9 protein-coding genes and 1 other RNA gene are annotated in these 13,848 nt (G+C 63.7%); 4 read left to right on the forward strand and 6 right to left on the reverse strand.

What is annotated here, in order from left to right:
* Positions 1 to 155: 155 nt before the first annotated feature.
* The 5 genes from dnaX to BTW07_RS12560 form a co-directional block, all read right to left on the reverse strand.
* Positions 156 to 2,408 (reverse strand): DNA polymerase III subunit gamma/tau, encoded by a 2,253-nt coding sequence (dnaX, locus tag BTW07_RS12540; RefSeq protein WP_075570520.1) that lies wholly within the window; start codon positions 2,406 to 2,408, stop codon positions 156 to 158.
* 267 nt (positions 2,409 to 2,675) lie between these two features.
* An RNA gene (gene ffs, locus BTW07_RS12545) (signal recognition particle sRNA small type) lies at positions 2,676 to 2,772 on the reverse strand.
* Positions 2,773 to 3,074: 302 nt separating this feature from the next.
* Positions 3,075 to 4,592 (reverse strand): tripartite tricarboxylate transporter permease, encoded by a 1,518-nt coding sequence (locus BTW07_RS12550; protein WP_075570521.1) that lies wholly within the window; start codon positions 4,590 to 4,592, stop codon positions 3,075 to 3,077.
* The gene (locus BTW07_RS12555) at positions 4,592 to 5,038 is read right to left on the reverse strand and encodes a tripartite tricarboxylate transporter TctB family protein (RefSeq protein ID WP_075570522.1); all 447 of its coding nucleotides are present in this window, start codon (positions 5,036 to 5,038) and stop codon (positions 4,592 to 4,594) included. Before BTW07_RS12555 ends, BTW07_RS12550 begins: the two co-directional genes overlap by 1 nt.
* Complete coding sequence (locus BTW07_RS12560) at positions 5,035 to 6,021, reverse strand: Bug family tripartite tricarboxylate transporter substrate binding protein (RefSeq protein ID WP_075570523.1); 987 nt, start codon at positions 6,019 to 6,021, stop codon at positions 5,035 to 5,037. Before BTW07_RS12560 ends, BTW07_RS12555 begins: the two co-directional genes overlap by 4 nt.
* Before the next feature lie 301 nt (positions 6,022 to 6,322).
* Between BTW07_RS12560 and BTW07_RS12565 the strand changes: the two genes are divergently transcribed.
* The 4 genes from BTW07_RS12565 to BTW07_RS12580 are packed head-to-tail and all read left to right on the forward strand — an operon-like array spanning position 6,323 to position 10,293.
* Complete coding sequence (locus BTW07_RS12565) at positions 6,323 to 6,994, forward strand: response regulator transcription factor (RefSeq protein WP_075570524.1); 672 nt, start codon at positions 6,323 to 6,325, stop codon at positions 6,992 to 6,994.
* A complete protein-coding gene (locus tag BTW07_RS12570; RefSeq protein ID WP_232823874.1) occupies positions 6,991 to 8,385 on the forward strand; it encodes a sensor histidine kinase in 1,395 nt (464 codons plus the stop codon). The genes BTW07_RS12565 and BTW07_RS12570 overlap by 4 nt, the downstream gene beginning before the upstream one ends.
* Positions 8,385 to 9,536, forward strand: coding sequence for an ABC transporter substrate-binding protein (locus BTW07_RS12575; protein WP_075570525.1), 1,152 nt, complete (start codon positions 8,385 to 8,387; stop codon positions 9,534 to 9,536). Before BTW07_RS12570 ends, BTW07_RS12575 begins: the two co-directional genes overlap by 1 nt.
* Before the next feature lie 7 nt (positions 9,537 to 9,543).
* On the forward strand, positions 9,544 to 10,293 hold the full coding sequence (locus BTW07_RS12580) for a TlyA family RNA methyltransferase (RefSeq protein WP_075570526.1): 750 nt from the start codon (positions 9,544 to 9,546) through the stop codon (positions 10,291 to 10,293).
* Between the two features lie 29 nt (positions 10,294 to 10,322).
* On the opposite strand, the gene mscK is transcribed toward BTW07_RS12580, so the two are convergent.
* Complete coding sequence (mscK, locus tag BTW07_RS12585) at positions 10,323 to 13,730, reverse strand: mechanosensitive channel MscK (RefSeq protein WP_232823873.1); 3,408 nt, start codon at positions 13,728 to 13,730, stop codon at positions 10,323 to 10,325.
* Between the last annotated feature and the right edge of the window lie 118 nt (positions 13,731 to 13,848).

Raw genomic sequence — 13,848 nt, forward strand, 5'->3', positions numbered from 1 at the left:
GCACTGCCGAACGTCGTGGCACTGTCGAAAGTCGTGGCGCTGCCGAAAGTCGTGGTGCTGTTGAACTCGTAGCGCAGCAAAATTCGAAAGCCAGTTCGGGGCGCTCCCTTCGAACACCAACGCCCCCTTCGAAAACCAACGCCACCTGACCAGCGTCAAACACGATCGGCGGTCACACTCTCTTCCATCAGCCGGGCACCAAAACGCGCCTGCAACTCTTGGATATGCGGGTCGATACGCAAGGCTTCAACGGCACGCGCATGGCGTTCGCGCGCTTCACGGTCACGCTTCGCCTTCGCCGTTTCGCGAGTCCCATCGAGTTCGGCGACGTCGATCTCGAGACGCCGAGCGTAGCCGATCTCCACCAATGCCTTGGTGATACGATCGGTGTGCAGATCCGACAGCATCGCCGACTGTCCAGGGTCCAGCGTCATTTTCAGCACGCTGCCGTCATCGCTCTCGATGACGCAGTGCGCCGCCAGGTTACGGGTCAGACCCCCGATACCCAACTGATCGAAGCGCTCCAGCCACAGCGCGTGCGTCAATTTTCCGGCGGTTGCCGGAACTTCCCGTGAGGACGTCGCAACATCGTCGGCAGCCCGGGACATCGACGTCTCGGTAACCTCCTCGGTCGACTCCACCGGAGCCGCCGTCTCGATCGGCGCTCGGTCCGTATCGTGAACTCGCGCCACCTGCGCGGCAGCGGCCTGATCGGTGCCGGGTGACGCATCGGCAGTCAGCGCGCCGTCGCCGATCCCCTCCGACGCAGCGTCTACCACCGCCGAATCGGTCGCCCAGGCGTAAGCCTCGTCATTGAAATCGGCGACATCATCGAGTCCGTTCCCTGCGCTGAATCCCGCCCCGTGATCGAAGCCGACCTCCTCGTCCGAAGCGGGCGCGGCCACGTCACGCTGATCTCGCTCGGCCGGCTGCCCCGATGAGGCTGGTTTCGAGCCAGCTTCGGTCGAGCCAGCTTCGGTCGAGAAAGCCTCTGTCGAGAAAGCCTCTGTCGACCACGGCGGACGGTCGTCCGGCGATTCGTCAGCATGGCTCGGCGCTGGTGAGGCCGACGGCTCGGTCGCTGGCGATGCAACATTTTCCAGAGGACCGGGAGACGGCGCATCCTGCTCGGCGGCCACGGTGCCTTCAGTACCGGCGGACGGCTCGGCCGTCGCTGACGCGGCGCTGACTTTCGACGGCGCCACGGAAGCTGTTGGCACACTCCGGTCATGCCGATCGCCACTCGACGAGGCAGCGCCTTGCGACCCGTCCCCCTGCTGCGTATTGCGCAAGGGCAAGTCCGTCTGCGGCGGCGTGGGTACGCCCTGGGGTCGAAACGCCAGCATTCGCAGCAACGTCATCTCTACCGCCGAACGCGTATCCGGCGCGTTGACGATGTCGCCCCGCCCCTGCAGCGCAATCTGATAATAGAGCTGGACGTCTTCCGCGCTGAACCGTCCGGCCAGGGCCAACAGCTCGTCACGGTCGCCATGACCGTTATCCAGCGCGCCAGGCACCATCTGAGCGATCGCCAGCCGGTGCATCAATCCGGACAGTTCATCGAGCACGCCGGCAAAGTCCGGCCCCTGCTCGGCCAATGCCGCCACTTCGGACAGCAGCCGTTCCGCATCGACATCCGCCAGCGCCTGGGCCAGTGCGATCAGGTGCGCGTGATCCAGCGTACCGAGCATGGCGGCTACGTCTTCCCGGCGCACCTCGCCCTGGCCGAAAGCGATGGCCTGGTCGGTCAGGCTCATGGCGTCGCGCATCGAGCCGTCGGCCGCTTTGCCAAGCAACCACAGCGCCTGGGGATCGAAGTCGATCTGCTCGGCCTCGAGAACGCGAGTCAGATGCTCGACGACCCGCTCCGGAGGCATGTTCTTGAGCGTGAACTGCAGACAACGCGACAGTACCGTTACCGGCAGCTTCTGGGGGTCCGTTGTCGCCAGCAGGAACTTGACGTGCGGCGGGGGTTCTTCGAGCGTCTTCAATAACGCATTGAAGCTGTGCGTCGACAGCATGTGAACCTCATCGATGAGGTACACCTTGTAACGCCCCTGGGTCGGCGCGTACTGCACGTTGTCCAGCAGCTCGCGGGTATCTTCCACCTTGGTACGCGATGCCGCGTCGACTTCGATCAGATCGACGAAGCGCCCGTTATCGATATCGAGACAGGTCTCGCACTGGCCGCAAGGTTGTGACGTTACTCCCTGCTCGCAGTTGAGACACTTGGCGAGAATCCGCGCCAGCGTGGTCTTGCCAACGCCCCGAGTCCCGGTGAACAGATAGGCATGGTGCAAGCGGCTCTGATCGAGCGCATTGATCAACGCACGACTGACATGTTCCTGACCGACCAGCTCGTGGAAGGTACGTGGGCGCCACTTACGGGCCAGAACCTGATAACTCATGCGGCGCGATACTCCTCGCAGATAGGCTCGCGGCTGAACGTGATCGCCAGGGACCGCGGTGACCACGATCGAAACGCGACGATCGAAACATCGTTGTCAGCCTGGGTGAGCCTGAAGTGATCGGGCCATTCTAGCAGGGTCGGCAGAAACGTGACGAGGCAGGAGAGAGCGACTTTCGAACGGGAGCGAATGTCGAGCCAGACCGGCTTTCGAAGCGCCAGGCCATGGTGGAGGCCATTCGGATGGGGGACCCGAAATGGAGGCGGCCCCGACCAGCCACATCCCGGCACACGCGACCACCACTACCGTTGCTCCCTTCCGGGCCTGGCGGGGTTTGCGGTTTAGCGTTGCGGGAGGACCGGTAAGGGCCACCATAGTTCGATTCATCAACCACATCGATGAGACCGAAGGCCGACAAAGCCTGTTCCATCAAGGCGTTGCCGAGCGAGGCGCACTATAACAGCGCCATCGCCTTCCGGCAACCGCAGCGCAGCTGGCTTGTCTCGAAAAGTTATCCATGAGTCCGCCCCCACGCCCGGCTTTTGGCCTCGTGACTCATTTGTGTTGCACCTCACTCCATCGCGGCGAAGGCAAGCGGGATGGCGGCGAACAAAAATGCCCCGCCGGGATGACCGTACGGGGCATGGACCCAGTCACTTCAGTGATTCAGCCGACTTTCGCCTTGGCCGCCTGCATCCGGCGACGCAGGATCGGCCCCACGACGACCGGCAACAGCAGGCCGATGATCGCCACCGCCCACAGGCCGATGGAGAGACCGCTGCTCCACAGGATCGACCAGTCGCCGTCGGAGATCTGCATCGCGTGGCGCAGGTTCTTCTCCATCTCCGGCCCCAACAGCAGCCCGAGGATCACCGGCACCAGCGGAATTTCCAGCTTGCGCAGAATATAGCCGCCGACGCCGAAGGCGATCATGAAGTAGAGATCGAAGGTCGAATGGCTGATCGAGTAGATCCCCACCACCGCGACCATGGTCACGATCGGCAGCAGATACATCGGCGGCACCGACAGGATCTTCACGAACACGCCGACCAGCGGAATGTTGAGCAGCAGCAGCATGAAGTTGCCCACCAGCAGTGCCGCGATGACCCCCCATACCAGATCGGCGTTCTGGGTGAACATCAGCGGGCCCGGCGTGATGTTGAGCGACACCAGCATCGCCAGCAGCACGGCCGTGGTGCCGCTACCCGGCACACCCAATGTCAGCATCGGCACCAGTGCGCCGCTGGAGGCGCCATTGTTGCCGGCTTCGGGTGCGGCAACCCCACGCGGGTCGCCTTCGCCGAAATAGCCCTTCTTGCCGAGGATCTTCTTTTCCAGGGTATAGGAGATGAAGCTACCCAGCGAGGCGCCGGCACCCGGCAGCACCCCGGCGATGAAGCCGAGCACACCCCCTCTCACCGTCGTCGGGAAGATCGACGCAATCTCCCGCCATTTGAGCTTCAGCGGATTGACCTTGATCATCTCGCGGCCGGCACCGGCTTTCTCTTCGATGAAGAACAGAAGCTCCGATACCGCAAACAGACCGACGATGGCGATGATGAAATCGACACCCTCGTAGAGCTCCAGCACCCCGAAGGTGTAGCGCTGCGTGCCGGTGGAAAGATCGATCCCCACGGTGGCGATGATCAACCCGATCGCCGCGGCCATCAGCGTCTTCATCGGGTTCTTGCCGGTGATACCGCCCAGCGTGGCAAAGGCCAGCACGAACAGCGCGAAGTATTCGGCCGGACCGAACGTCAACGCGAAGCGAGCGAGCAATGGCGCCAGCAGGATCAGACCGATCGTCGCGATCAGGCTGCCCATGAAGGAAGCGATCGCCGAGATCGCCAGCGCCTCCGCCGCCTTGCCCTGGCGCGCCATGGGATAACCGTCGAGACAGGTCATCATCGCCGGCTCGTCACCGGGAATATTCAACAGGATCGACGAGATTCGCCCGCCATACATCGCCCCGGCGTAGACCGCCGTGAGCATGATCAGCGCGGTTTCCGGCTTGAGGCCCAGGGTGAATGCCAGCGGAATCAGAATCGCCACACCGTTGGCCGGACCCAGACCGGGCAGCGCGCCGATCAGCGTACCGATGAAACAGCCCATCAGGGCGAACATCAGGTTCTCGGGCTGCAGCGCCACGCCGAAGCCGAGCGAAAGATAGTGCAACGTCTCCATCAGTTCATCTCCAGCAGGCCGAGCGGCAGCGGCAATTCCAACCCATAGGTGAACAGCACGAATACCACCGCACCGCTGATCAGCCCCGTGAGATACGCTTTCTTCGGACGCGCGCCCATCCGCCAGCAGAGCGTGCCGACGGCCAGCATGGTCGAGAGGATGAAGCCCAGCGGCTCGAGCAGCAGCGCGTAGGCGATCAGCACGACGACGGCAATGCCCAGCTCGACGAACGTCTTGGCGACCGGCCAATGGTTGTCCGGATCGGGCTTGACGATCATGTACAGGCTGCAGATCGCGAGAATGACGGCCAACAGCTTGGGAAACGTCTCCGGCCCAACGGCTTCCGATCCCCCGAAGGGGACCGGAAACTGGGTGGCGCCGTAGTAGTAGGCAACGGCGATCACCAGCATGACCAAACCGAAGACGCGGTCATTGAACTTGCTCATTGAATCAGCCCGATTTCCTTGGACAGCGACTGGATATCCTGGATCTGCTGCTTGACGAAGGCCTGGAATTCGCTGGAATCCGGGTGGAACGGCATCAGACCGTTGCTCTTCATGACCTTCTTCCACTGATCGCTGGCGTAGAGCTTGTCGACGGCATCGACCCAGTACTGCTTGGCGTCGTCATCGATGTTGGCCGGGACGTAAAAGCCCCGCCAGTTGGGCCCAACCGCATCGATACCCTGCTCTTTCGCCGTGGGGATATCGGCCAGATCGCCCGGCAAACGCTCATCGGAGAGCACCGCCAGTACGCGAAGGTCGCCTGACTTGAGGAAGCCCTGGGTTTCGGTGATGTCACCGGTGAAGGCATCGACGTGACCGCCGATGACCTGCGTCATCGCCTCGCCACCATTGTTGTAGGAGAGGTACGGGATGCGCGGCAGGTTCTCGACCCCCGCTGCCTTGGCAGCGATCAGCACCTTGAGGTGGTCCCAGCCGCCGTTGGCGCTGCCGCCGGCGAACTTGACCGCACGCGGATCCTTCTTCATCACCTCCATCAGCTCATTGAGGTCGTGATACGGTGAATCCTTGGATACCGCGATGACACCGTAGTCCGCACCCACGGCACCGATCCAGTTGACCATGTCGGCATTCATGCCCGGAAACTGGCCTTGCGCCAGACGCGTCGTCGTCGCCGTGGAGGCAGCTACCAGCAGTTGATTGTCGCCGTCTCGCTTGCTGACGGTGTGGGCAAAAGCGACGCCGCCGCCGGCGCCGGCCATGTTGATGGTCTGAACGCTGGCGGGCACCAGCTTGAGCTCTTCAAGCACGTTACCGACGCTGCGGCAGGTAAAATCCCAGCCGCCGCCCGGATCCGACGGGGCAATACATTCGACCTTGCCGGCAGGTTCGAATGCCATGGCGCTGCTGGCCGTGAGGGCTAGTGCTGCCGCCGCCACCCATTTGATTGTCTTGACTGCAAACATGGTTGCTTCTCCTTGCTGATGAAGCGGAGTTATTCGTGGCTGACGCCAACCTTACAGTTTCGTAAGGTAGAACTTTGTTCCCATGGGCGGAAATTAGGGTGAAGCCATGCAAGGGTCAACGCCGCGAGTACAAAAGCCGACTAAAGTTCAATGTCATCTCGATCGATTCGTTTACAATTGCCTGTCAATGCGCGATGGGCGAAGCCATCGCTGGCTCACCGCCCGCAAAGCGTGAGAGAGCGGGAATATCTCGGCTGCGGGTCGAGGGCCATCCTCTCGCCTTCGTCTTCAGGAGTTTTCCATGTCCCCGAAGTTGCTGTTGATCGAGGACGACCCTCTGCTCGCCAGTACCCTGACGGAAACGCTGGCGGTCGAGAACCAGCGCGTCGAATGGTTCGGTGACGGCGGTGAAGCCCTCGCGCGCCTTTCGCTCGATCACGACTACGATCTGATCCTGCTCGATCTCAACCTGCCGACCCGCAGCGGTCTCGAGGTGCTGGCTACCCTGCGCGCGCGCGACCGTCATACGCCGGTGCTGATCTTGACGGCTCGGGCGGCGATCGAGGACCGCGTCAGGGGCCTGGATCTCGGCGCGGATGACTATCTCGCCAAACCGTTCGCACTCGACGAACTGGAAGCGCGGGTTCGCGCGCTATTGCGGCGCCGCCAGAATGATCCGAGCGAGCCGTTGGCGCTCGGCTCGCTGCGGCTCGACCGTCAACGTCAGCACTTCACCCTCAACGGCACCGTGCTCTCCTTGCCGCCGCGAGAACATCGCCTGCTGGCGTGCCTGATCCACTACGGTGGCGAGCCGGTGGACAAGGCGCGACTGCTCGAAGACGCCTTTGCCGGGGAACCGGTTGGCGACAACGCCATCGAGGTCTACGTGCACCGGTTGCGGCGCCGGTTGGCCGCGTCCGACGTCAGGCTGCGTACGGTTCGCGGTATCGGTTATCTGCTGGAGGCCGAGTGAGCTCGTCAAGGCGATGGCGGCTGTCCCATCTGAGTCTCTATCGGCGGCTGACGATCTGGCTGCTCTTTCCGCTGGTGCTGCTGGTCGCCATCATGCTGCTGCAGGCCTGGTTTGCTTCGCGTGAAGCGGCCGATCGCGCCTTCGATCGATTGCTGGATGCCGCCTCGCTTTCGATTGCCGAGCAGGTCCGCTGGCAGCAGAGCCGACTCTGGATGGATCTGCCGCCTTCGGCGCTGGAGATGCTCGCCACCGACGCCGAGGAACGGGTCTTCTATGCGCTCTACGATGCCCAGGGCCGTTTCGTCACCGGCAACCGTTCGCTACCCTCGTTGCCCGCCAGGGATGGCAATCGGATGAGCTACGGCGACGTGATCTCCGGTGACATGCCCGTGCGGCTCGGCGTGCTGCGCGCGCGCCTCGAGGGCTGGGATCGAAGCGATCGCTTCGAAGTCAGGGTCGCGCAGACCCGCGAAGGCCGCGAGGCCCTGGCCAATCAACTGTTCCTGGCAAGCCTGATCAATATCGTGATCATCGCCGGGCTTGCCATGGTGGTCGTCCTGCTCTCGGCCCGCTTCGCGCTGGAACCGCTGACCCGGCTGCGCCGCGCGATCCGCCAGCGCAACCCGCGCACCCTCGCACCGCTCGAACTGGCACTCCCCCGCGAGCTGGCCGAGCTGCGCCAGGCGCTGAACGAATTGCTGGCGCGCATGCGCCGCGTGCGCGCCAATCAGGAACGGTTCATCGGCGACGCCTCTCACCAATTGAGAACGCCGCTGGCCGGTCTTTCGGCTCGCGCGGAACTGGCCATGCGGCAGTCGGACCCTGACGCCTGGCGCGAAGCACTGGCGACCATGCACGGCACCGCGACCCATACCGCGCGACTGGCCGGTCAACTGCTGTCGCTGACCCGACTCAACAACCCGGAGGCGACGCCGGCCAAGCAGGCGGTCGACCTTGCCGCCCTGGCTCAGCGCTGCGTGAGAGCGGCATTTTCCCGCCATCACCGCCAAGGCATCGATCTCGGCGTCGAAATCCCCGAACAGGCCGTGGTGGTGCTCGGCAACGACTGGCAACTGGAGGAGGCGCTGAACAACCTGATCGACAACGCCTCGCTCTACGGCGCCAGCCAGATCACCGTTCAGGTCACCGATGCACCGCCACGCCTGGTGGTCAGAGATGATGGCCCGGGGATTCCCGAGCCCCAGCGCCTGCTGATGCTGCGCCCTTTTCATCGCGGCCAGCAGACCGGCGATGGCAGCGGGCTCGGTCTGGCGATCGTCGACAGCATCGCCCGTGCCCATGACATTCGACTGAGCCTGCAAGCGGCCCGGCCCGGCGATCCCGAGCGCCCCGGCCTGTCCATCGCCTTGACCTTTCCGGTGAACGCCTGATGATCGCGACACCTGGAATCTTGCAGCTCGATGCCGCCCTGCGGGCTCTTGTGCTGCTGCTGACCGTGCTGCTGCCAGCCTCGGTGCAGGCAAGGACACTGCACTTCGCCGCAGACACCGAGTCACCGCAACCGCTGACCATCTATGGCGTCGTCGATCCGCCACAGGTGCGTCCGCTGCTCGCGGACTTTCACCGCCGGAATCCGGATATCGCGATCGCCTACCACAACCTGGAGACGCTGGCGCTACACGCACGGGTACTGCAGGAGCGCGGCGCACCACGTGCCGACGTGGTGATGTCGCCCGCGATGCCGTGGCAGTATCAGCTGGCCAACGAAGGGCTCTCGACCCCGGTCGACTCCCCCGCCGCAGCGGCATGGCCAAGCTGGGCGCGTTGGCGTCAGGAGTTGTTCGGCTTCACGTTCGAACCCATCGTCATGGTCTACCGACGGGACCTGGTCAGGCACATGCCGCCGCCGCAGAGTCACGCCGAGCTTCTGAAGCTGCTACAGCAACAGCCCGAGGCCTTGAGCCATCGCGTGGTCACCTACGATCCGCGACGCAGTGGCGCCGGTTATACCTACGCCATCGAGGACGCCCGAATCTCGGCTCGATACTGGGATCTGGTCGAAGCGCTCGGCAAGACCCATAGCGCGCTGGAGACCACGACGGCGGCGATGCTCGAAGGGCTCAGTGACGGTCGCTACTGGATCGGCTATAACCTGATCGGTTCCTACGTGCAGGATTACGTCGCCAAGCATCCCGAACTGGTCATGGTCGTGCCCAAGGATTATGCCCTGGTGCTGCAACGCCTGGTCATGATCTCCCGCGACGCGCCCCACCCCGCCACGGCACGGCGTTTCGTCGAATATCTGTTGAGCGCACCGGCGCAACGCCTTCTCGCCACGCAGACCACGCTGGGTGCCGTGCACCCCTCGATCGACGGCATCGGCACCGCTGCCGACCTGCGCGAGCGGTTGGGGGAAGCCATCCGACCGGTCCAGATCGGCCCCGGCCTGCTGGCGACGCTGGATACCCTCAAGCGCCAGACACTACTGGAGCAGTGGCAGCAAGCCTTCAAGAACCATTCGACATATGCCGACGGGCCGCTGGCAGACCCCTCTCCGCTCCCCCAGACACCGCAGGAGTGAACACCCGATGAAACGCCTCGACCAGCTGGTCACCGTGCACGTGCGATCGCGCACCCGGGCGCAGCGCCTGATTCGCCAAGGCCATGTCAGCATCGACGCCGGTGGTGGGTGGCGAGTCGTGACCAAACCGGGCGAGAAACTGCCGGAGACGACGGAACTGCGCATCGCCGAGGCACCGGAAGAGCGCTACGTATCACGAGCCGGCCTCAAGCTGGAAGCGCTGCTGGAAACGATGGGCCGGCGCCTCGACGGCTTTACCGTACTCGACATCGGCCAATCCACCGGCGGATTCAGCGACTGCGCGCTGCGCTACGGGGCGAAACGGATCGTCGGTATCGAGGTGGGCCACGATCAGCTCGATGTTTCGCTGCGCGATGACGATAGAGTCACCTGCCTGGAGGGCGTCAATGCGCGCCAGCTACCTTCCACCCGGCTGGAAACGCTGGCGCCCGAGGGCTTCGACGCGGTGGTGATGGACGTCTCGTTTATCTCCCAGACATTGATTCTGCCCGAAATCGCCCGCGTGCTGCGCGCAGGCGGCGAGCTCTACTCGCTGGTCAAACCGCAGTTCGAGGTCGGTCCCGGCAAGGTCGACTCGCGGGGCATCGTCCGCGATGCCGGCCTTTATCGGGGAGTCGCCGACACGCTGCATCAGGCCTGCGACTCCCTCGGACTCGACATCGATCATTGGCAGGAAAGCCCGATCCAGGGCGGCGACGGCAACCACGAATTCCTGCTTCACGCCCTGCGCCGCTGAGCGACGTCCCTCTTTTCGAGGCGGTGCGATCAACGCCCGCCGTCTGCTCCTCCATCGCCGCCATCGTGGCCGGCGCCGCCGACGTCGGCATCACCCAGGTGACCGTCGTCGCCGCTGCGAGACTGGCGTGCAACCCGGGATGCCGACGGCGAGCGAGATGTCGACTCAGGCTCCGAACCCAGTGACACGTCGTTCCCGCTGGCGCTCTGGATCTTCGCCATCTGGCCGTTATCGCCGTGCAGCCATACGTCCATCTGGTTGAAAGCCACGCGAATCCCGTGCTCCTTGAACATCTGATCCAGCCGCCGGTTGATTTCGTCGCTGGCGTAGAGCCGATCCAGCAGATCGTTGACGAAGATGCGCAGTTCGAAGTTGAACGCCGTCGGCCCGTAACTGATACAGAACACCTGAGGCTCGGGGTCCCGTAATACTCGCCGGTTTTCGTCCGCGGCCTGCCGCAGCAGGCGGTGCACCTCGTCGAGATCGGAGCCGTGCGCCACGCCGTAGGTCAGCACGACCCGAGTCACGTTGTCCGACAGCGACCAGTTGATCAACTGATCGGTCACGAAGGTCTTGTTGGGAATGATGATCTCCTTGCGGTCGAAATCGGTCACCGTCGTCGCCCGGATACGAATCCGGCTGACCGAACCGTGGAGCTGACCGAGCGTGATGGTGTCGCCGATCCGCATCGGACGTTCGAACAGGATGATCAGGCCGGAAATGAAGTTGGCGAAGATCTCCTGCAGACCGAAACCGAGACCCACGCCCAATGCCGCTACCAGCCACTGCAGCTTGTCCCAGGAAACCCCGAGCGTACCGAGGGAGACCACCACCCCGGTACCGACGATGGTGTAGGACAGCAGCGATGAAATGGCGTAGGCGCTACCCTGCTTGAGCGTCAGGCGTGACAGCACCATGACCTCCAGCAGCCCCGGCAGGTTGCGTGCCAGCATCATGGTCAATGCCACCGTCATGAGGGCGATCACGATATCGGCAACCGTGATCGGGTCCAGGGTCATCGCCTCGCCTTGCCCACGCTCGATTTCCCACACGCTCACGTTATCGAGATAGGAGAAGACTTCGAGCAGATCCGACCAGATCAGGTAGAACGCAAAGGTGAAGCCGATGAACAGGATCAGCTTGGAGAGTCTCAGCGACTGCTGGTTGACCTGCTCCATGTCCAGCGGCGGCTCTTCGACCACCTCGAGTCCGCCCTCGGCGCCTTCCTGGATCTGCGCCCGGCGACGCGCTACCGCCCGGCGATAGGCCAGGCGCCGCTGGGCGACGGCCAACCCGCGAACCACCGTGGCCTCGACCAGAATCCACAGCCCGAAAATATAGAGCGAATTGATGAATCGCCCGATCAACCGCAATGCGGCGTATTCATAGCCCATTGCAATCAGCCCGCCCAACACCAGCGGTACCAGTGCCAGCCCAAGCCCCAGCAGCAGCCGAAACAGCTTGAGACCGAAATACGGCACGTGGGCCAGGATCAGTCGGACCAGAATCCCGCTCATCGCCAGCAGCCCCGCCAGCAACAGCAGCAGGAACAGAGGGCGCGTGGATAGTTCGGCCTGACTGCCAGGCGAGGTGCCGCTGATGAGGATGACCGGGATCAGCGAAATTCCCAGCCAGAACAGCAGCCGACGCAGACGTGCCACGTAGCCGGTCGACCAGTGGAAATGGCGCGTCGCCACGCCATCCGACACCAGCAGCCGTCGCGCCCACCCCAAGACGCCCCACGCCAGTGCCAGCTGCAGCAGCGATTCTCCCACGCGTTCGGCGAAATCATCGCTGCCGAGTCGCAGCAAACCGCCTATTACCGCCATGATCAGCGGCCCGTGCGCCGCCAGCAGCGCGTTGTAGAAAATCGCCCGCGGCGTATGCATCTGGGTATCCCGCTTGAGCCGGCCGATCTGCTCGTGCAGGTTGAGTAACCGCACCTTGATTCGGCGTCTCAACACCAGCAGCGTAGCCGTCAGCAACAACACAGGGATGACCGCCAGCGCCCGGATATCCGGCACTTGCCAGAAGCTCGCCAACGCCTGCTTCCATGCGCCACTTCGCACCTGGTCGGCAAGCAGATCGGGCGCATCCCGCCACCAGCTCAATGTCAGCGGACGCGCACTCGCGACCCAGAAAAGCTGCTCTTCGATGACGCCGCGAAGCGACGTCGTGAGACTCGCCAGCTGTTCCTGGTTGAGCTGCAGATCGATCGCCACCGTCAGCAGGTTGCCGTACTCCTGATCGAGCTGCTCCAGGATCTCGCTGCGGGACTGAAACAGCTTCGTCAACGAATCGATCAGCGAAGGGGTGACATCGATATCGGTGTCGGCCAAGCTCTTCTGGGCCAGTTCGCGCGGCTGGCGAAGTGCGTCGCGCTGTTCGACCAGGTCGAACTGGCTCAATCGCGTCTTGGCGATCTCTTCCTGCAAGCCGCCCAGTTCGTCGATGTCGGGCAACGCTCGGCGCTGCTCGTTGAGAATACGCGACAACAAAGGACTGCCGCGGATCGCCTCGATCTGCTCGTTGAGCGTCCGCTTGACCTGGCGCACCCGATCGAGCTGCGAGCGGGTATCGATTGCCTGTCGGATCAGCTCATTGGTGCGATCGGTGATCCCGAGGAGGCGATCGCTGAGCTCGCGGTTGGTCTTCTGGATATCACGCAATACCGGATGTGCGGAGATCGCCGCGCTATCCTCTTCGCCGATGTCGGCGACCGCTTTCTCCGATTCAGCGCGGCGCTGGCGATCGAGAGCCGCGCGCAGCGCATTCAGGCGGGCTTCTTCGATGGCGACCTGGCGCTGCAGCAGTTCGCGGCGCTGTGCATCGAGCTCGCGAAGCTGAGTGTTGTTGGTCAGTTCGCGACGATGATATTCGGCCTGCAGCTCGGCCAGGGCGAGCGCCAGTTGATAGCGTGCCTGGGCCGGATCGAAGCTTCGGGTCTCGCCATCCTCGGGCGTCTCCAGCTCCGTTCGCGCCTGCTCTGCATCGGACATCGCGCTGGCGATGGCCGCCTGAGCCCGCTCAGGCAGCGTCTCGGCACTGATCAGGCGGGCGTTGACCGTGGCCAACTGGCTCTGCAGCGCCTCCAGTTGATCGAGAGAGTCGGACGTCCTCTGACCCAGCGTTTCCACCGAGAGCTGATCGAGCGACTCGCCCGAAGGCGCCTTGTCGTCACTCAGTGCAGAGAGCTGGCGCTCGAGCTCGCGAATACGCTGCGGCGCCTGCTGCGCCGCGTTCTCGAGCGCCTTCAGATCCTTGCGCAGCGCCTCCAGTGAGTCCAGCGTCTGCAGCGCGGCACGCAGATCTTCGCGATCGGCCTTCTGCTGCTCGCTGGGTGTCTCGATCTGCTCGAGCTTCTGCTGTTCCGCCTTGAGCCTGTCGCGTGTCGGCAGGCTTCCCGGCTGTTGCGCCAGGGCGACAGCGCTTGTCACCAGTATGCACAATACGAGGGCGAAGAACGTGGTACGCTGAGCCACTTTTTTGAGGATGGCAGGGGCTCGCGTCGGGATCGCGGGCCTCCCTTCCAGCATCGTCGCCGACGTGATCGCC

The organism is Salinicola socius (genome assembly GCF_001937195.1).
GTDB classification, from domain to species: Bacteria; Pseudomonadota; Gammaproteobacteria; order Pseudomonadales; family Halomonadaceae; genus Salinicola; species Salinicola socius.